Consider the following 18,123-nt stretch of genomic DNA (forward strand, 5'->3'; position numbering starts at 1 on the left):
GATAATTGCTATCAATCACGCACGTAGACCTCCCATGGACGCAGCAACTGGCGGCAACGACTCCCTTCATCGTCTTTACCGCGAGAACCATGGCTGGCTGCAAGGCTGGCTGCGCAAGCGCCTGGGCGACCGGGAGCACGCGGCGGACGTGGCCCAGGACACCTTTGTGCGCCTGCTGGTTTCGGGGCGCATGCCCGGTCCGCTGGAAAGCCGCAGCTACCTGACGCAGATCGCCCGCAACCTGGTGATCGACCAGTGGCGCCGCCTGCGCATCGAGCGTGCGTACCTGGAGAGCATCTCGCACCTGGCGGAACCGGAGTCGCCCTCCCTGGAAACCCGGGCGCTGATCCTTGAAACCCTGACGCAAATCGATGCGATGCTCGATCGCATGCCGGACAACGTGCGCCAGGCCTTTTTGCTCTCGCAGTTCGAAGGTTTGAGCTATGCGCAAATCGCCGAACGGCTCGGAGTGACGGTCAGCTCGGTGCAGAAGTACATGACGCGCGCGATCCTGGCCTGTTATCAACTGGTCTACGAATCATGAGTCGCGCCCACGATGCGCCCATCGATCCGGCAATCGTCGAGCAGGCCAGCGAATGGCTGATGCTGCACTGGGGCGGTGATCTGGATGCCGGGAAGCGTCAGGCATTCGCGTTGTGGCAGCAGGCCCATCCAGAGCATCAACGCGCCTGGCAGCGATTGCAGCAACTGCAGCAGACCTTCGGCTCGGTGCCGTCCGAGTGTGCACGGGCGGTGTTGCGGGACAGTCCCGATCCACAGCGTCGCGCCGCGCTGAAGATGCTGGGTCTGTTGCTGGTAGCGGGGGGCAGTGGTTACCTGATGCAAAGCCAGGTGTCCTGGCGCGCCACCTTCGCCGAGCATCGCACCGCCACCGGTGAAATTCGCCACATGACCTTGAGCGATGGCACGCGGCTGGACCTCAACAGCGACAGTGCGGTCGACCTGCGATTTACCGCGCAGGAGCGCCGGATCAAACTGATCAGGGGCGAGGTGCTGCTCACCAGCGGGCACGACTCGGTCCGGCCGTTGATCGTGGAAACCGCCAGTGGCGATGTCCAGGCGCTGGGCACGCGGTTTTCCGTGCGTGAAATGGATGACGGCGCACGTGTCGAACTCTATGAAGGACAGCTGCGGATCAGCCCCCGACAGGGCGCCTCGGTGCTCATGGAAGCCGGCCACAGTCTGTGGTTCAACGCGGGCGGTGCGGGGTCGATGCAACCGGCGAACGTCAACGCCAGCAGTTGGAGCCAGGGTCGACTGGTGGCCGAGCGTCAGCCGCTGGGGCGCTTCCTTGCCGAGCTGGCGCGTTATCGACCGGGCTGGATTCGTTGCGATGAGGCGGCTTCGCAACTGTTGCTGACCGGCGTCTTCCCCCTCGACGACACCCAGGCAGTGCTCGCTGCACTCGAACGCACGTTGCCGGTGAAGGTGGAGTCCGTGACCCGTTACTGGGTGACGGTGAAGCGCCGCGCCTGAACTTTAAAAAAATTTCCGCAGCGCTTGTCGGTTTTCATGCCCCGTTCGGGATAGCTCTTGAAAGCAAATCAAGAAGCATTCTCATGGGGAGTTCCAGAATGCCACATCGTCCGACACAGAAGATTTTCCCGCTCAATGGCGTCCTGCGCCGTGGTGTATTCGCCACCTTGCTGGCCACCACGCCGTTGCTGCCGACCCTGGCGTTGGCCGACGAGGCCAGCGTGAGTCAGGCGCGGCAGTACAGCATTGCCGCCGGCAACCTCGATCAGGTTCTGAATCGTTTTGCCAGCGAGGCGGGCATTTTGTTGTCGGTGGATGCGCAGCTCACCGAAGGCAAGCGCAGTGCCGGGCTCCAGGGTCGTTTCGACGTGAATCAGGGGCTTGAACGGGTGTTGGCGGGCAGTGGACTGCAGGCCGTTTATGCCCAGGGCGGATGGTCGTTGCAGCCGATCGCACAAAGCGGTCCGCTGCAGTTGGGGGCGACGCGCGTCAGTGCGCCCGAAGCCCGGGAAAACGCCTGGGGCCCGGTCGACGGCATCGTCGCCAAGCGCAGTGCCACCGGGACCAAGACCGATGCGGCGCTGGTGGAAATCCCGCAGACCATCAACGTCGTCACCGCCGCCGAAATCAGTTCGCGCAACGCACAAAGCGTGACCGAAGCCCTGCGCTACACGCCGGGCATCACCGGTGGCGGATTCTCCGACCGGGTGAAGATTTTCGACGAGCCGACCTCGCGCGGGTTCTCGCCTACGCCGCTGTACCTCGATGGTTTGCACCTGCCCTATGGCGGCGGCAGCACCGGGGGCGCGCTACAGATCGAGCCGTACTCGCTGGAGCGCATCGAAGTGCTCAAGGGCCCGGCGTCGGTGCTGTACGGGCAGAACCAGCCCGGTGGGATCGTCAACCTGGTCAGCAAGCGTCCGACCGAAGAAGCCTTGCATCAGGTCAAGTTCGAGGCCGGCAGCTACGATCACAAGAGCGCCGCCATCGACCTCGGTGGCCCGCTCGACGATGAAGGCAAGTTCCTTTACCGCCTGACCGCGTTGGCCAACGACAGCCAGGATGAAATCGACTACGTCAAAGACAAGCGCCAGTTCATTGCCCCGAGTTTCACCTGGCGTCCCAGTGAAGACACCAGCCTGACCCTGTTCGCCCAGTACCAGAAGGACGAGGGTGTTCCCGAAGCCCAAGGCCTTCCGGCCGTCGGCACGCTGTTCGATAACCCCAATGGCAAGATCGACCGTGACCTGTTCCTCGGTGAACCGGGTGTCAATGACTACCACCGCGAGCAGTACGCCTTCGGCTACGAATTTTCCCATCGCCTGAATGACGTCTGGACCCTGAAGCAGAACGCACGGTATGCCCGGGTCAACGACCACTACACCGCCCCCCTGCATGGTTACCGCTTCGTTGCCAACCCGATTACCGGAGCCAACGATCAGCGCTATCAGACCCGCTACGGCGTGAACTGGCAGCAGGACAACAAGGTCTTCGGTGTGGATAACATCGCCCAGGCCGAATTCGACACCGGGCCGCTCAGCCATACGGCCATCGTCGGCGTCGATTACTACCACTTCAACTCGAAATTCGACGGCTTGTACGACTACAACCCGCCGATCATCGACCTGTTCACCCCCGTCTACGGCCAATCGCTGAATTTCGGCAATAACTATCGCTGGGATAACACCGTTACCCAGACCGGTCTGTATGCGCAGGACCAGATCAAGCTCGACCAGTGGGTCTTCGTGCTGGGCGGCCGCTACGACTGGGCGAAAACCGATAACAAACAACCACTCACCGACGTGCACACCAGCAGCAAGGACGAGAAATTCACCGGCCGTGCCGGCATCGTCTACCTGTTCGATAACGGGCTGGCGCCTTTTGTCAGCTACTCGGAATCGTTCCTGCCCCTGACCGGCACCAGTGCGCAGGGAAGTCCGTTCGACCCTTCCACCGGCAAGCAGTACGAGGCCGGCGTGAAGTATCAGCCGCCGGGGCAGAACAGTTTCGTGCAGATTTCCGCGTATGAGCTGGAGCAGGAAAACATCCTGACCACTGACCTGGGCAATCCCGGTTTCAGCAACCAGAGCGGTGCCATTCGCTCCAAGGGCATCGAGTTCGAGGCCAAGGCCGAGTTGAGCGAATCCTGGGACGTGATCGCTTCGGCGTCGCGCAACGATATCAAGTACACCAAGGACAACGACGGTCGTAAAGGCCGCCATCCGGCAGGCAATCCACCGCTGACCGCCGCCTTGTGGGTCAATTATTTCGTGCGGGGCGACACGCCGCTGGCCGGGATCGGCGCCGGGGTGGGCGCGCGTTATGCCCGCAGCAACTATGGCGATGACTACGAAGGTGCCTTCCAGATTCCGTCCTACACCGTGTACGACGCGAGCCTGACGTATGACCTGGGCATGTCGGCCTTCCGCCTCAAGGGCGTGAAGCTCGCGTTGAACGTGAAAAACCTCGCCGACAAGGAATACGTCGCCAGTTGCAGAAGCCAGTGGGATTGCTACTACGGCGATGGCCGCACGGTGGTCTCGAGCCTGAGCTACGACTGGTAATTCGTCGGCGGAACAAGGCTGGGCGTCGGGGAACGGGCCGTCCCTCGACGCCTAGGGTTTCGATGACAGGTCCGCCATGCCCTTGAGCAGTTCGATCGGCAACGGGAAGACAATGGTCGAACTCTTGTCCCCGGCAATCGAACTCAGGGTCTGCATGTACCGCAACTGCATCGCGCCGGGCTGGCGGCCGAGCATTTCGGCGGCCTGCATGAGTTTTTCCGAGGCCTGCAATTCACCCTCGGCGTGGATCACCTTGGCCCGGCGCTCCCGTTCGGCTTCGGCCTGTTTGGCGATGGCGCGGACCATCGATTCGTTGAGGTCCACGTGCTTGATCTCGACATTGGCGACCTTGATGCCCCAGGCATCGGTCTGGGCATCGAGCACCTGTTGGATATCGATGTTCAAGCGTTCACGCTCGGCCAGCAGCTCATCGAGTTCGTGCTTGCCCAGGACCGCGCGCAGCGTTGTCTGCGCCAGTTGGCTGGTGGCCGCAAGGAAGTCCTCGACCTGGATGATCGCTTTCTGCGGGTCGAGCACGCGGAAGTACAGCACCGCGTTGACCTTCACCGACACGTTGTCGCGGGTGATCACGTCCTGCGGCGGTACATCGAGCACGACGGTGCGCAGGTCGACGCGGACCATTTGCTGCACCACCGGAATCAACAGGATCAGCCCGGGACCTTTGACCTGCCAGAAACGCCCGAGCTGGAACACCACCCCGCGCTCGTATTCGCGCAGGATGCGAAAGGTCGATCCCGCCAGCGCAATCAGCAACAGCAGCAGCGCGGCAAACCCCAGTTGCAGGCCCATGATCATTCTCCACCGGGCGCCGCGTCAGCCGCGGCCACTTGCAGCAATAACCCCTGGCGCGCCACCACGCGAACCCGCTGTCCGGGTTGCAGTGGCGTGGCGCTGAGTATTTGCCACTGTTCACCTTGCAGATGCACCCAGCCGTTGCAGGCATTGCCGGGTTGCAGCGACGTCACCGGCGTCACGCTGCCCACGAGCCCGGCATCGCCACTGACGGTGTGACGCGGTCGGGTTTTCAGGGCGTGGATCAGCAGGACAACCAGCAGCAGTGCACTGAGCAATCCCAGGCCGATCATCAAGGGTTCAGGCAGCTCGGTACGGGTCAGAATCACCGCGCCGATGACGAACATCACGATGCCGCCCAGGCCGATGACCCCGTAGTTGGGCAGCGCCGCTTCGGCGATCAGAAACGCAATGCCGAAGACCATCAACCAGATCCCGACCGGGTTGGGCGCGAGCACGAGGGTGTCCGCCGCCAGCGCCGAACCGCTCAAGGCCAGCAACAATGCCATGGCACAGCAACGAGTGTTCACGTGACCCTCCCTGCGGGAGCGTGCTTGCTTGCGATGAGATAGGCGAGGGAGCCGCCGATGCAGTCGATGCGCGTCATCTTCAGCGCCCTGCGCTAAATACAGTCTAGTCGAGCCATGGGCTGCTCGAAATTTGATCAAGGGGCGCCGCTCCAGTGAGCGGATTTCCCGCGCGATGCCGGCATCGCGCCTAGACTTTTGAATGACGAGCAACGCTTTTATCCACCGTCTGCCAGCGTCGCTGCGGACACCGAGGTGCATCATGCGCATGGCAAGAACCGTGCAGAGCAGCCTGGAAAAGGCTCGCTGCGAGTTTGACATCGTTGCCCACCCTCACTCGGCCAGCAGCCTTGAAACGGCGCGGGTCGCGGGCATTCCTGCCGAGCGGGTGGCCAAGTCGGTGGTCCTCGACGACCACCATGGTCATTACCTGATGGCCGTGCTGCCGGCCAGTCGTCATCTGGACCTGTCCAAAGTGCGCAGCAGCGGCGAATGGCAGATCACCCGGGAAAGCAACCTGGCGCATCTGTTCGAAGACTGTGAACGGGGCGCTGTGCCGGCACTGGGCGAATCCTACGGCCTGGACATGGTGATCGACCCGATGCTGACCCGGCAGAAAGACATCTACCTGGAGGCCGGCAACCACAACAACCTGCTGCACATGAGCATGCCGGAGTACCTGAAAATGGTGCCGCATGCCGAGGTGCGGGAGTTGAGTCATTGAGCGTTATCCGATCGCGGGCAGGCTCGCTCCCACAGCGCTCACCGCGTACCTGTGGCAGCGAGCCTGCCCGCGATATTTCAACCACCCACTAAGGAGCACACCATGCAATCCCCCACCCACAGCCTACCGTCCCTGTTCAAGCAACTGGGCCTGCCCAGCGACCCCGTCAGCATCGATCAATTCATCGCCACCCATTCGCCGTTGAAGCCCGAGCTACACCTGGCCGACGCCTTTTTCTGGAGCCAGAGCCAGGCGGCGTTTTTGCGCGATGAAATCCTGGATGATGCGGATTGGGCGGAGGTGGTGGATCAGTTGAATGTGCTGCTGAGGAAGGGGCGGGGGCTGTAGGGTGCTGGTCGGAGAATTGTTTCAAAACTTGACCGAGATTCCCGGCAAATGTCATATTGATAGTTAGCAAACTAACAGTGTGTCTTTCCCGTGCCCAAGAACCTCGACGCTCTCCAGATGAATATCAGCAGCTCCATGGTGGTGGCCGCGCGGCATTGGCGCAAAATCTGCCAGACCACGCTGGTCAACTATGGCATCTCCGAAGCCTGCGCCGTCCCGTTGTTGATGATCGGGCGGCTGGGCGAGGGTGTGCGGCAGGTGACGGTGGCGCAGGCCGCCGGGATGGAAAGCCCGTCGCTGGTGCGTCTGCTCGACCAGTTGTGTCACGCCGGCTACGTGTGTCGCACCGCCGATGCGCAGGACCGCCGGGCCAAATGCCTGAGCCTGACCGACACCGGTCGCGAGCTGGTGCAGGCGGTTGAAATCGAGCTGGTGCGCTTGCGTCACGAAGTGCTGGAAGGCATCGCCACCAGTGATCTGGAAGCGGCCTTGCGGGTACTGAGAGCTTTCGAAGCGGCCAACGCTCCCGCGGTGGTGAACCCTTGAGCGGATTCTTTACCGGCGTTCCCCCGGCACGGGACTGGTTCTACGGTGTGCGCACGTTCGCCGCCTCGATGATCGCGTTGTACATCGCCCTGCTCATGCAGATGCCGCGCCCGTATTGGGCGATGGCCACGGTCTACATCGTTTCCAGCCCTTTCGTCGGTCCGACCAGTTCCAAGGCGCTGTACCGCGCGGTCGGTACATTGCTCGGCGCCGCCGCAGCGGTGCTGTTCGTGCCGATGTTCGTGCAGAGCCCCTATGTGCTGGTGCTGGTCATTGCGCTGTGGACCGGGATCCTGCTGTTCCTGTCCATGCACCTGCGCACCGCCAACAACTATGCGCTGATGCTGGCCGGCTACACCTTGCCGTTGATCGCCCTGCCCGTGGTGGACAACCCGTTGGCGGTGTGGGACGTGGCCGAGGCGCGCACCGAAGAGATCTTCCTGGGCATTGCCGTGGCGGCGGTGGTTGGCGCGATGTTCTGGCCCCGGCGGCTGGCGCCGGTGTTCAACGATTCGGTGAGCAAATGGTTCGCCGATGCCTCGACCTACAGCCTGCGCTTCCTCAGCCGCAATGTGCAGCCCGAAGAAATCGGTGCGTGGCGCTCATCGATGGTGGCCACCTTCAACACCCTGGAACTGATGATCGGCCAGTTGCCTCACGAGGGCGCTCGTCCGCAAACCGTGCGCAACACCAAGGAACTGCGCGGACGGATGATTCACCTGCTGCCGGTGATCGATGCCCTCGACGACGCACTCTACGCCCTCGAACGGCGCACGCCGGAACTGGTGGACCGATTCGCGCCGCTGCTGGCGGCCACCACGCAATGGCTCGAGCACAAGGACGCCGACCTCGGGCGCTGGCAAGCGCTGAAAGATCAGCTCGAGGCGCTGCAACCGTCCGCCGAAGCACTGGACGATCGCAAGCAACTGCTGTTCTCCAACGCCCTGTATCGACTCGGCGAATGGATAGACCTGTGGCAAGACTGCCGCAGCCTGCAATACGCCATCCAGTGCGAGAGCCAGGACAGCTGGCACGCGGTGTATCGGCACTGGCGCCTGGGGCGGCTGTCACCGTTTCTGGATCGTGGGCTGATGCTCTACTCGGCGGCGTCCACCGTCACCGCGATCATCGTCGCCTCGCTCCTGTGGATTCTGCTTGGCTGGACCGACGGCGGTGCTGCGGTGATTCTGGCCGCGGTGGCCTGCAGCTTCTTCGCCTCGATGGACGACCCGGCGCCGCAGATCTACCGGTTCTTTTTCTGGACCGCGATGTCGGTGCTGTTCGCCAGTCTCTACCTGTTTCTGGTGCTGCCCAACCTGCATGATTTCCCGATGCTGGTGCTGGCGTTTTCCGTGCCGTTCATTTGCATCGGCACCCTGACGGTCAAGCCGCAGTTCTACCTGGGCATGCTGCTGACCCTGGTCAACACGTCGTCGTTCATCAGCATTCAGGGCGCTTACGACGCGGACTTCCTCAGCTTCGTCAACTCCAACCTGGCCGGGCCGGTCGGTTTGCTCTTCGCCTTTGTCTGGACGCTGATCGCCCGACCGTTTGGCGCAGAGCTGGCGGCCAAGCGCCTGACCCGTTTCAGCTGGCGCGACATCGTCAGCCTGACCGAGCCGGCGACACTGGCCGAACACCGGCAACTGGGCGTGCAGGTGCTCGACCGCCTGATGCAGCACCTGCCGCGCCTGGCCATCACCGGACAGGACACCGGCATCGCCCTGCGTGAAGTGCGCGTTGCGCTGAACCTGCTCGATCTGCTGGCCTACACCCCGCGGGTGCTTGGCTACCCGCAGGTGCTGCTGCATCAGGTGGTGGCCGAGGTCGGCGAGTACTTCAAGGCCTGCCTCAAGGCTGGCGAGCGCCTGCCGGCGCCCAGTGCCTTGTTGATGTCGATGGACCGCACGCGTCGCGCCCTCAATCAGGAATGCGATGAAGACGCCCGTTTTCAACTGCTGCACGCCCTCAGCGGCTTGCGCCTGGCCCTGTTGCCCGGTGTCGAATTCGTCGGCAGCGGCGAAGTCGAAGAACCGCTTCCCCATGGCATCGATGGAGCGCCTTTATGATCGGTGATCTGGATATCAGCGGGGTGTTCCTGCCCACGCTGCTGGTGCTGATGGGCATTACCTATGTGATTTACCTGCTGGTGCACGGCCTGCTGACGCGCCTGCATTTTTACCGCCTGGTCTGGCACCGGGCATTGTTCAACGTGGCTCTCTACGCCTTGCTGCTTGGCGCGGTGGACTCACTCAGTCGATACCTGATGACATGAAAAAACCTTTTTTGACCCTTGGCCGTGTGGTCCTGACGCTGTTAATCGTGAGCTTCGCGGTCGTGGTGGTCTGGCGTATGGTCATGTACTACATGTTCGCGCCCTGGACCCGTGACGGGCACATCCGCGCCGACATCGTGCAGATCGCGCCGGACGTATCCGGGTTGATCCAGCAAGTGGAAGTGCGCGACAACCAGTTGGTCAAGCGTGGCCAGGTGCTGTTCAGCATCGACCAGGACCGTTTCAAACTGGCCTTGCGCCAGGCCAAGGCGGCGGTCGCCGACCGTCAGGAAACCCTGGCGCAGGCCCAGCGTGAAGCCAAGCGCAACCGTGGCCTGGGCAACCTGGTGCCGGGCGAGCAACTGGAAGAAAGCCAGTCGCGAGTGGCCCGTGCCGAGGTGGCGCTGATGGAAGCGCAGGTGGCGGTCGACAGCGCCCAGCTCAACCTCGACCGTTCGACCGTGCGCAGCCCGGTGGACGGCTACGTCAACGACCGCGCCCCGCGCGTTCAGGAGTTCGTCACGGCCGGGCGACCGGTGTTGTCGGTGGTGGACAGCAATTCGTTTCACATCGACGGCTATTTCGAAGAAACCAAACTCGACGGCATCCATGTCGGTCAGTCGGTGGATATCCGCGTGATCGGCGACCGCGCCCGCCTGCGCGGGCATGTGGAAAGCATCGTCGCCGGCATCGAGGACCGCGACCGCAGCAGTGGCAGCAACCTGCTGCCCAACGTCAATCCGGCGTTCAGCTGGGTACGGCTGGCCCAGCGGATTCCGGTGCGGATTGCCTTCGACGACGTGCCGGCGGACTTCCGCATGATTGCCGGGCGGACGGCGACCGTGTCGATCATCGACGACCAGCCGCAGGAGCCGGGCAAATGAGCAGGGCCTCGGGATTGGCGGTCGCCGGATTGGGCTTGCTGCTGTCGGCGTGCCAGATGGTCGGGCCGGATTATCAGGTCCCGCAAGATGCGGCTGTTCAGCGCGAAGATTTTCAGGGCGAGCTGGCTGTGAACGGCAAGCCGGTGGTCTCGGCACCGGTGCCAGCCGATTGGTGGCGTCTGTATCGGGACCCACGGCTCAATCAATTGGTCCAGCAGGCGTTGGCCTCCAACACCGACCTGCGCGTGGCGGCCGCCAGCCTGCTGCGGGCGCGGGCGCAGGTTGACGAAGCCGAGGCCGCCGGTGGCTGGAGCGGCGGCATAAAAATGGGCGCCCAGCGTTTGCAGGAGTCTGGTGAAGCGTTCCTGTTGCCCGAGAAAGTGCCGGTGGCCAACATCGGTGATATCGGCATCAGCGCGTCCTACCAGTTCGATCTGTTCGGCACGCTCAAGCGCGGGATCGAGGCCGCCAAGGCCAATGCCGACGCGACGCAGGCCGCTGCCGATACCGCACGCATCACCTTGGTGGCCGATGTGGTGCGGGCCTACACCCAGGTGTGTGCGGCCAACGAAGAGCGGGAAATTGCCCAGCATTCCCTCGACCTGCAATCGCAAAGCACCACGCTGATCCAGCGCCTGCGCGATGCCGGTCGTGGTGACGAAACCCAGGTCACCCGTTCGCAAACCCAATTCAAGTCTCTGCGGGCCGAGATGCCCCGCTACGAGGCTTCGCGTCAGGCCGGGCTGTTCCGCCTGTCGATGTTGCTGGCCCGGCCGGTCGATCAATTGCCGGCCGGCACCGCCAATTGCGCGCAGCTGCCGAAAATCGCGCAGTTGGTGCCGGTGGGCGATGGCGCCTCGCTGCTCAAGCGCCGCCCCGATATCCGCCAGGCCGAACGTCGACTGGCCGCCGCGACCGCCGGCATTGGCGTCGCCACCGGTGAGCTGTACCCGGACATCCGCATCGGCGCGACCATCGGCACTGTCGGTATCCTGGAAAACCTCGGCGAGCCCTCCACCAATCGTTGGGGCTTTGGCCCGTCGCTGAGCTGGAGCGTGCCGACCAACGGCGCCCGGGCACGAATCCGAGAAGCCGAAGCCGTGACCCAGGCAAGCCTGGCGCACTTTGATGGCGTGGTGCTCAACGCCATCCGTGAGACCCAGACCAGCCTGGCGCAGTACGCAGCGTTGCTGCAACGTCGCGAGGCCCTGGCGGACGCCGAGCAATCGGCGAAGCTGGCCGCCGACCAGACTCACCGGTTCTTCCAGGCCGGGCGCGAGTCGTTCCTGGCCGACCTGCAGGCGACCCGCACCTACACCGACGTCACGGCGCAACTGGCCGCCGCCAACACCCAGGTTGCGTTGAGCCAGATCGATTTGTTCCTGGCCCTCGGCGGCGGTTGGGAAAGCGGACGAACGCAAGGCTCGAACGCCAGCAAACCCTGAGGCCGTTGCTATGCTTTGACTTGATGAGGTCGCACGTCGATCTCATCAGTCAAGGCTCGCGTTGGTCATGGGGACTCTAATAATGAAAAACCCTTATGCTCCCGGCTTCTGGTGCGCTATTGCGGCATTGGTCCTGCTGTCAGCCACCTATTTCTACGGCGTCATGCTGGCGCATCAGCTCGACAAGGCGATGGTGTTTCTCGACAGCGCAGCCGCGCTGATCGCGGTCATGGCCATCGTGGTCGTGGCCTGGTCTTCGCTCCAGGGCCAGCGCATCAAGAAAAGACACCTCGAACAAGGCAAGACCCTGGTGCTGATCTGGGACACCAAGGTCGCCTTGCGTCGGGTGGAAACGGTGTTCGACCGGTATTTCTGGGGCAGCTATTGGCAACCGGGGCGCACGTTCCAGGAAGTCATGGGCGAACTCACCGGCACCCCCCTGGAAAAAAGCCTCGAAACCCTGAAAAAGCAGTGCCTCGCCCTGGACCAACAGGTGTCCGAAGACGGACGGCACTGGCTGAACAATGCCCGCGAGCTCTCGGACGTCGCCTCGGCCATGGCCCGCGAACGCTATCAGCTGGACTTCTGCGACCCGCGCGCGGATGTGACGGGTGGGGCGGTGATCAATCGGGATTTCGAAGTGCTGGTGTACACGTGGACGGCGCGGCTGAAAAGTTTCGATCACCAGCTCGATGAGATGGAAGTCCAGTATTCCTGACGCGATATCGCTCTCGCGAGCAGGCTCGCCCCCACAGGGGAATGCATTTCAGACTGTGGGAGCGAGCCTGCTCGCGATGGCGATTCAACAACTGCCACAACGCTCCAGCCACCCCCACGCCCGAAAGACACTCTTTAACCTTTAAACATTGGGCCAGCCGGTGCGCCTGATGCTAACCTGCTTCGCACTTTCATCGCAGTCGTGTTCATCACCCGTCAAGGGTTCAGGGAAGACGACCACACCTCAAACACGGACATTGACGGATCATTCATGAATAAATCAGCAGGCGTGCTTCTGGGAATTGTTGTGGCCATTGGCGTCATCAGCGCGGGCGGTGCCTGGTACACCGGCACCCGGCTCGAAGGGGTTCTGAACAGCTCGATCGCCGATGCCAACAAGGAACTGAAAGCCGCGCTGGTGGGTTCCAACGGGACGGCCTCGCTGGAACTGGTGTCGCTGGAGCGCCACCTGTTCAGCAGCACCGCGCACTACCGCCTCAAGGGCGAGGGCGAAGTGTTCGGCGAGGCGCTGGTCGAATTGCTGTTCGTCGACAACATCGAACACGGCCCGTTGCCGTTTTCGCGACTGGTCTCGCTGAAATGGCTGCCGGTCATGGCCACCAGTCACTACGCGCTGGAAAAGACCCCCATCACCGAGAAGTGGTTCGCCGCCGCCAAGGACAAGTCGCCGCTCACCGGCGTGGTCAACATCGGTTACGACAACGCCACCAATGGCACGTTTGAGTTGTTGCCGCTGGACGTGGCCCTGGACGACAAGTCCAACCTGAAATTCTCCGGCCTGAACCTTGAGGTGTCGGCCAGCGCCCAGGCGGAGAAAGTCAAAGCCAACGGCTACATGGACAACTTCACGCTGACCACCGTCGACGAAACCCAGGCCCCGGTCAAAATCGTGCTCAGCGGCCTGACAGTGGCCAGCAACCTGGTGAAAAGCACGTACGGTTTCTACGTCGGCGAGAACACGCTGGAGCTGACCGACAGTCAGACCACGTTCGGCGCGCAACAGTCGGTGTTGGGCATCAAGAAATTCGAAATGAAGAACCAGACCGAAGAGTCGGGCACCAACGCGGCCGGGCGCGCCGATTACAAAATGGGCGAAGTGTCGCTGAACGGCAAGAAAGTGGGTTCCGCCCAGTTGGCCATGAGCCTGAAGAACCTCGACATCCCGGCAACCCTGTCGTTGATGCAGGTGTATCAGACCAAACTGCAACCCTACGAAAAAGCCGCTGCCGAAGCGGCCGCCGCCGGTGAGCCCGCGCCCGAGCTGGTGCTGACGCCCGCCGAAGAGACCCAGGTCAAGGCCGACCTGGAAAAACTCCTGGCGGCCGGTCCGCAGGTGGCGCTGGAGAAGTTTGCCTTCACCACCGCCAACGGGGAAAGCCGCGCCAACCTGGTGCTCGACCTGACCAAGCCGAAATCCATGGACCTGCCGCCAGACCAGTTGATCAAGCAGTTGATCGCCTTGCTGGACGTCAATATCCAGGTGTCCAAACCGATGCTGGTCGACGTGTTCAGCGTCCAGGGGCAGCTCGACGGGCAGACTGACGCCAAGCTCATCGTCGACCAGGCCAAGGCCACCGCCGACATGTTCGGCGCCATGGCGGTGGGCACGCAGTTCGCCACCCTGGACGGCACCAACATCGTCAGCAAGCTGCACTACGCCAACAATGAAGTGGAGTTCAACGGCCAGAAGATGACCGTCGAGCAGTTTGTCGGCTTCGTCATGAGCAAACTGGGTGGCGTCGAAGTCGCCGAGTAACGGCTAGACGTCACGGATCAGCCGCCAGGCCTCATCGACCGGCAGCGGCTGTTTCATCCGTTCGGCCAGCATCGCCATCGCCCGCTCTTCATCGCAGGCGATGGCGGCGGCGACCACGCCGTTCCTGCCGAACAGGCCAATGAACGGCGGATGGTAAGGATCGCCCTTGAACTCGACCTCGTCCCAGGCGTCGGCGTGTCCGAGGTAGTCGTAGTTCGTGCCGAAGTGCCAGGTCCAGAAGTACGGCACATCCAGATAATGCTCGTCGCCCCCCAGCATGTTGGCCGCGGCGATTCGCGCGTGTTGTTGCGCCAGGCGCCAGTGCTCGATTCGTTGCAGCTGGCCGTTGAGGGGAAAGGTGGCGATGTCGCCCACCGCCCACAGTCCTTCGCTCACCCGCATGCCGCTGTCGACTCGCAGTGACAGGTCCTGTTCCATGGGCAGTCCGGCAAACGGCTCGGTTGCGGGGCTGACGCCGATACCGACCAATACCAGGTCCGCTGGCAGACGCTGGCCGTTTTTCAGCGTTATCGCCTCAACCCTGTCGTTGCCCTCGATCTGCGCGGCTTCGCTGTCGGTGTGAAACACCACACCGTGGGCGACATGGCGCGCAAGGATCGCCTTGCCAACGGTTTCGCCGAACTGTTTGGCGAAGGGCACTGCATGGCGGGCCAGTACGGTCACGGCGAGCCCGTGTTCGCGCAGGGCCGCAGCGGATTCCAGGGCAATAAAACTGTCGCCGATGATCACCGCCCGCTGGCCGGGGCGGGTGGCGTCCAGAATCGCCCGTGCCTGGTCTTTCGAACGCAACACAAACACCTGCGGCAGCTCGGCGCCGGGCAGGTCGAGTGGTTTGGGGGTGCCGCCCGTGGCGATTAACGCGGCATCGTAGGTCAGGGTCTGGCCATCCGTCAGGCGCACGCTGCGGTGTTGCGCATCCAGGCTCGCGACGTGCCCATTCAAGCGCTCGATACGTTGCTCGCGATAAAAACTGTCCTCGCGCAGAGCGGGTACTTCTTCGGGGGGCATTTGGCCGGCGATCACGAATTTGCTCAGGACGGTGCGGTCGTAGCCGGCCTCCGTTTCGCGGTCGATCAACACCACGCGGCCGCCGAAGCCTTTTTCCCGCAACGCCGCTGCCGCCGCCGTGCCCGCCGCACCGGCACCGATAATCAAGAAAGTGCGGTGATCGTCGGCCGGCGGGGTGTGCGGATCGGGCAGCGGCTGCTCATCGACCCAGACTTCGTCACCGCGCATTTCCAGGGGGTAGCGCTTGAGGCTGTCCAGCGAGGGCGGTTCGCACAAGGCACCGTCTTCGATCCGAAACGCGGCCTTGTGCCACGGGCAAATCAGGCGGCCGTGACACAGCGCGCCCTCGGCCAGAGGCGCGCCGGCATGCGGGCACTCGCCCTGATAGGCGCGCAGTTGATCGCCCACCCGCAACAGGAGGATTTTGTTGTCGCCAGCGCGCACTTCCAGGCCTCGGTGCTCGGGGATATCCGCGAAACGGGCAACACGGTGCAGTGCCATGATCGTTCTCCAGGCAGGCGTTTCACTTAAGAGTTCGGGCTTTATTCCGAGGTTCAGCCAAATCCGGCTGCCACCGCACGAGCGGTCCGGCTATAGTTTGCACGCCGACCACGGCCCCACCCGCACAAGGTGCTCCGGTATGACCCGATTGACCTCTCTGAACCCTTGGCTGGCGGCTTTTGCCGTTACCCTTTGCGTGCAGTTTCCGGCACAGGCCGCAGAACGCTTTACCGTCAGCATGCCTGGCGTGACCGACAACCGGCTTTTCACTTCGGTGGCGGCCAGCGATGCCAGTGGCTGCGGCGGCAAGAACCAGTCGCCGGCCCTGAGCTGGAATGCCGGCCCCTCGGGCACCCTGAGCTACGCCGTGGTCATGCACGACCCGGACGGCCAGAAAGGCCAGGGCGTCGATCACTGGATTCACTACGGCATCAAGGCCAGCACCCGGCAGATCCCGCCCGGTGCGGGCACCAAATCCACCTTCGAAGGTGCGGCGGGCACCAACAGCAAAGGCACCGTCGGCTACATCGGGCCATGCCCGCCAGTGGGCGACAGCTCCCATCACTACATCGTCCAGCTCTACGCCCTGGATCTGGCCCCCGACGCCTTGCCGGCTGGCCTGACCCGCGCGCAACTGCTGGAAAAAATCAAAGGCCACGTCCTGAGAAACAGCAGCGTGGTGCGGCGTTATCACCGCTGAAATTTTTTCAGCGGGTTTAACCCGAACCGGTTCGGCGGCCCGTCTCAGAGGATGAATGGATCAATTTCCTCCTGAGGTCAGCCCCCATGTCCCTCCCTTCGTATTTCCTCCGCCCGGTCGCCCAGGGTTTTGCCGCCGGGTGGTTGCTGGCCGTCGCCGGTTGTGGTGTTTCGTCCACGCCTGACAAGACCGTCGTGTCCGCTGCAGTGGCGCCTGCGCCCGTGATGCAGGAAGCGATCATGGCCGATGCGGCGCTGAGCAAGCGCAGCGTGCGTGCGGCGCCGATGGCCGGATTCGCTGCGGAGTCAGCGCCACCGGGCTATCGCGATGAGCCGCGCGAGCAGTATCAGGCGCTGGCGGACAACCCGATTCACAGCGTGGCCGAGGCACCGGTTTCCACCTTCGGCGCCGACGTCGACACCGGCGCCTATGCCAACGTGCGCCGCTTGCTCAACCAGGGCCGCCTGCCCCCCGAGGGCGCGGTACGCCTGGAGGAAATGGTCAATTACTTCCCCTACGACTATGCGTTGCCGGCCGATGGCTCTCCGTTTGGCGTGAGCACCGAGCTGGCCCCGTCGCCTTGGAACCCGCACACCCGTCTGCTGCGCATCGGCATCAAGGCTTCGGACCGCGCGGTGGCTGAACTGGCCCCGGCGAACCTGGTGTTTCTGGTGGACGTGTCCGGTTCGTTGGACCGCCGCGAAGGCCTGCCGCTGGTCAAGAGCACGCTGAAACTGCTGGTCGATCAACTGCGCGAGCAGGATCGGGTGTCACTGGTGGTCTACGCCGGGGATTCGCGGGTGGTCCTCGAGCCAACTTCCGGACGGGAAAAAGCGAAAATTCGCACGGCCATCGATCAATTGACGGCGGGTGGTTCCACCGCCGGGGCCTCGGGCATCGAGCTGGCTTATCAACAGGCGCAACAGGCTTATATTCCCAAGGGCATCAACCGTGTGCTGCTGGCCACCGACGGGGACTTCAACGTCGGCGTCAGCGACTTCGACAGCCTCAGGCAAATGGCGGTGGATAAGCGCAAGACCGGCGTTTCCCTGACCACCCTGGGTTTCGGTGTGGATAACTACAATGAACAGCTGATGGAACAACTGGCCGATGCCGGCGATGGCAACTACGCCTACATCGACAACTTGCGTGAGGCGCGCAAGGTGCTGGTGGATCAACTCGGCTCGACCCTCACGGTGGTGGCGAAAAACGTCAAGCTGCAAGTGGAGTTCAATCCGGCGCAGGTCAGCGAATACCGCTTGCTGGGTTATGAAAACCGCACCCTGAAACGTGAGGACTTTACCAATGACAAAGTCGATGCCGGTGAAATCGGCGCAGGGCATACGGTGACGGCGTTGTACGAAATTGTGCCCAGGGGCGAGCAGGGTTGGCTGGAGCCGTTGCGCTACGGCAAGCCAGACGTCGTGATGTCCGACCGTCAGGGGGAAATGGCGATGCTGCGGGTGCGTTATCAGTTGCCGGAGGGTGGCGACAGTCGCTTGATCGAGCGGCCGATTGCAGGCGCTGTATCTGGCAAGGTCAGCGACGACCTGCGATTCGCGGCGGCGGTGGCGGCGTTTTCCCAGCAACTCAAGGACGGGCGTTACACCGGCGGGTTCAGCTTGAAGGACACCGAGGCCCTGGCGCGCGGTGCCCGGGGTGAGGATCGATTCGGTTTGCGCGCCGAGTTCGTGCAGTTGGTGGAGTTGGCGCAAAGTCTGCGCACCACCACGACCGCGTCCAACAGTGATCCGGTTGCAAGCGGTGACAACTGAC

At 63.0% G+C, this 18,123-nt stretch carries 17 protein-coding genes; 14 read left to right on the top strand and 3 right to left on the bottom strand.

All coding sequences use genetic code 11. The features are described 5' to 3' along the window. Positions 1–34: 34 nt before the first annotated feature. The 3 genes from ACM6IM_RS18345 to ACM6IM_RS18355 all read left to right on the top strand — a co-directional run bounded on the left by ACM6IM_RS18345 (position 35) and on the right by ACM6IM_RS18355 (position 4,061). Entirely contained in the window at positions 35–544 is a 510-nt protein-coding gene (locus ACM6IM_RS18345) for a sigma-70 family RNA polymerase sigma factor (protein ID WP_201196486.1), read from the top strand. Beyond that, positions 541–1,497, top strand: coding sequence for a FecR domain-containing protein (locus ACM6IM_RS18350; protein WP_414865938.1), 957 nt, complete (start codon positions 541–543; stop codon positions 1,495–1,497). Before ACM6IM_RS18345 ends, ACM6IM_RS18350 begins: the two co-directional genes overlap by 4 nt. 98 nt (positions 1,498–1,595) lie before the next feature. Continuing rightward, on the top strand, positions 1,596–4,061 hold the full coding sequence (locus ACM6IM_RS18355; RefSeq protein WP_414865939.1) for a TonB-dependent siderophore receptor: 2,466 nt from the start codon (positions 1,596–1,598) through the stop codon (positions 4,059–4,061). A gap of 51 nt (positions 4,062–4,112) precedes the next feature. On the opposite strand, the gene ACM6IM_RS18360 is transcribed toward ACM6IM_RS18355, so the two are convergent. Continuing rightward, positions 4,113–4,871, bottom strand: coding sequence for a slipin family protein (locus ACM6IM_RS18360; RefSeq protein ID WP_207195643.1), 759 nt, complete (start codon positions 4,869–4,871; stop codon positions 4,113–4,115). A 2-nt stretch (positions 4,872–4,873) separates the two neighbouring features. Beyond that, positions 4,874–5,404 (bottom strand): NfeD family protein, encoded by a 531-nt coding sequence (locus ACM6IM_RS18365; RefSeq protein WP_414865940.1) that lies wholly within the window; start codon positions 5,402–5,404, stop codon positions 4,874–4,876. A gap of 259 nt (positions 5,405–5,663) precedes the next feature. Between ACM6IM_RS18365 and ACM6IM_RS18370 the strand changes: the two genes are divergently transcribed. From ACM6IM_RS18370 to ACM6IM_RS18410, 9 genes are all read left to right on the top strand, one after another. Next, positions 5,664–6,125, top strand: coding sequence for an aminoacyl-tRNA deacylase (locus ACM6IM_RS18370; protein ID WP_192307400.1), 462 nt, complete (start codon positions 5,664–5,666; stop codon positions 6,123–6,125). Between the two features lie 102 nt (positions 6,126–6,227). Beyond that, positions 6,228–6,473 (top strand): DUF2789 domain-containing protein, encoded by a 246-nt coding sequence (locus ACM6IM_RS18375; protein ID WP_192307401.1) that lies wholly within the window; start codon positions 6,228–6,230, stop codon positions 6,471–6,473. Positions 6,474–6,590: 117 nt separating this feature from the next. After that, positions 6,591–7,019, top strand: a complete 429-nt coding sequence (locus tag ACM6IM_RS18380) for a MarR family winged helix-turn-helix transcriptional regulator (protein ID WP_192307402.1) — start codon at positions 6,591–6,593, stop codon at positions 7,017–7,019. Further along, entirely contained in the window at positions 7,016–9,088 is a 2,073-nt protein-coding gene (locus ACM6IM_RS18385) for an FUSC family protein (protein WP_414865941.1), read from the top strand. Before ACM6IM_RS18380 ends, ACM6IM_RS18385 begins: the two co-directional genes overlap by 4 nt. Next, complete coding sequence (locus ACM6IM_RS18390) at positions 9,085–9,294, top strand: DUF1656 domain-containing protein (protein WP_008034684.1); 210 nt, start codon at positions 9,085–9,087, stop codon at positions 9,292–9,294. The genes ACM6IM_RS18385 and ACM6IM_RS18390 overlap by 4 nt, the downstream gene beginning before the upstream one ends. Then, positions 9,291–10,178 (top strand): HlyD family secretion protein, encoded by an 888-nt coding sequence (locus ACM6IM_RS18395; RefSeq protein ID WP_192307404.1) that lies wholly within the window; start codon positions 9,291–9,293, stop codon positions 10,176–10,178. The genes ACM6IM_RS18390 and ACM6IM_RS18395 overlap by 4 nt, the downstream gene beginning before the upstream one ends. Then, a complete protein-coding gene (locus ACM6IM_RS18400; RefSeq protein ID WP_192307405.1) occupies positions 10,175–11,623 on the top strand; it encodes an efflux transporter outer membrane subunit in 1,449 nt (482 codons plus the stop codon). Before ACM6IM_RS18395 ends, ACM6IM_RS18400 begins: the two co-directional genes overlap by 4 nt. Positions 11,624–11,705: 82 nt before the next feature. Beyond that, positions 11,706–12,341, top strand: a complete 636-nt coding sequence (locus ACM6IM_RS18405; RefSeq protein ID WP_192307406.1) for an NADH:ubiquinone oxidoreductase subunit N — start codon at positions 11,706–11,708, stop codon at positions 12,339–12,341. A gap of 270 nt (positions 12,342–12,611) precedes the next feature. Beyond that, on the top strand, positions 12,612–14,117 hold the full coding sequence (locus ACM6IM_RS18410) for a YdgA family protein (protein ID WP_414865942.1): 1,506 nt from the start codon (positions 12,612–12,614) through the stop codon (positions 14,115–14,117). Positions 14,118–14,120: 3 nt separating this feature from the next. On the opposite strand, the gene ACM6IM_RS18415 is transcribed toward ACM6IM_RS18410, so the two are convergent. Next, positions 14,121–15,647 carry an FAD-dependent oxidoreductase gene (locus tag ACM6IM_RS18415; RefSeq protein WP_414865943.1) on the bottom strand — a complete coding sequence of 509 codons (1,527 nt, stop codon included), beginning with the start codon at positions 15,645–15,647 and terminating at the stop codon, positions 14,121–14,123. Positions 15,648–15,786: 139 nt separating this feature from the next. Between ACM6IM_RS18415 and ACM6IM_RS18420 the strand changes: the two genes are divergently transcribed. Both ACM6IM_RS18420 and ACM6IM_RS18425 read left to right on the top strand, forming a co-directional pair. Continuing rightward, positions 15,787–16,347 (top strand): YbhB/YbcL family Raf kinase inhibitor-like protein, encoded by a 561-nt coding sequence (locus ACM6IM_RS18420; RefSeq protein WP_201196464.1) that lies wholly within the window; start codon positions 15,787–15,789, stop codon positions 16,345–16,347. A gap of 86 nt (positions 16,348–16,433) precedes the next feature. Continuing rightward, positions 16,434–18,122 carry a vWA domain-containing protein gene (locus ACM6IM_RS18425; RefSeq protein ID WP_414865944.1) on the top strand — a complete coding sequence of 563 codons (1,689 nt, stop codon included), beginning with the start codon at positions 16,434–16,436 and terminating at the stop codon, positions 18,120–18,122. The last annotated feature ends 1 nt before the right edge of the window (position 18,123 follow it).

Source organism: Pseudomonas sp. IT-P12 (genome assembly GCF_949767465.1).
Lineage (GTDB): Bacteria > Pseudomonadota > Gammaproteobacteria > Pseudomonadales > Pseudomonadaceae > Aquipseudomonas.

Bases quoted from the DNA above. Each gene is read 5' to 3' on its own strand.
- ACM6IM_RS18345 (WP_201196486.1), top strand. From the start codon at position 35: ATGGACGCAGCAACTGGCGGCAACGACTCCCTTCATCGTCTTTACCGC.
- ACM6IM_RS18350 (WP_414865938.1), top strand. From the start codon at position 541: ATGAGTCGCGCCCACGATGCGCCCATCGATCCGGCAATCGTCGAGCAG.
- ACM6IM_RS18355 (WP_414865939.1), top strand. From the start codon at position 1,596: ATGCCACATCGTCCGACACAGAAGATTTTCCCGCTCAATGGCGTCCTG.
- ACM6IM_RS18360 (WP_207195643.1), bottom strand. From the start codon at position 4,871: ATGGGCCTGCAACTGGGGTTTGCCGCGCTGCTGCTGTTGCTGATTGCG.
- ACM6IM_RS18370 (WP_192307400.1), top strand. From the start codon at position 5,664: ATGCGCATGGCAAGAACCGTGCAGAGCAGCCTGGAAAAGGCTCGCTGC.
- ACM6IM_RS18375 (WP_192307401.1), top strand. From the start codon at position 6,228: ATGCAATCCCCCACCCACAGCCTACCGTCCCTGTTCAAGCAACTGGGC.
- ACM6IM_RS18380 (WP_192307402.1), top strand. From the start codon at position 6,591: ATGAATATCAGCAGCTCCATGGTGGTGGCCGCGCGGCATTGGCGCAAA.
- ACM6IM_RS18390 (WP_008034684.1), top strand. From the start codon at position 9,085: ATGATCGGTGATCTGGATATCAGCGGGGTGTTCCTGCCCACGCTGCTG.
- ACM6IM_RS18395 (WP_192307404.1), top strand. From the start codon at position 9,291: ATGAAAAAACCTTTTTTGACCCTTGGCCGTGTGGTCCTGACGCTGTTA.
- ACM6IM_RS18400 (WP_192307405.1), top strand. From the start codon at position 10,175: ATGAGCAGGGCCTCGGGATTGGCGGTCGCCGGATTGGGCTTGCTGCTG.
- ACM6IM_RS18405 (WP_192307406.1), top strand. From the start codon at position 11,706: ATGAAAAACCCTTATGCTCCCGGCTTCTGGTGCGCTATTGCGGCATTG.
- ACM6IM_RS18410 (WP_414865942.1), top strand. From the start codon at position 12,612: ATGAATAAATCAGCAGGCGTGCTTCTGGGAATTGTTGTGGCCATTGGC.
- ACM6IM_RS18415 (WP_414865943.1), bottom strand. From the start codon at position 15,647: ATGGCACTGCACCGTGTTGCCCGTTTCGCGGATATCCCCGAGCACCGA.
- ACM6IM_RS18420 (WP_201196464.1), top strand. From the start codon at position 15,787: ATGACCCGATTGACCTCTCTGAACCCTTGGCTGGCGGCTTTTGCCGTT.
- ACM6IM_RS18425 (WP_414865944.1), top strand. From the start codon at position 16,434: ATGTCCCTCCCTTCGTATTTCCTCCGCCCGGTCGCCCAGGGTTTTGCC.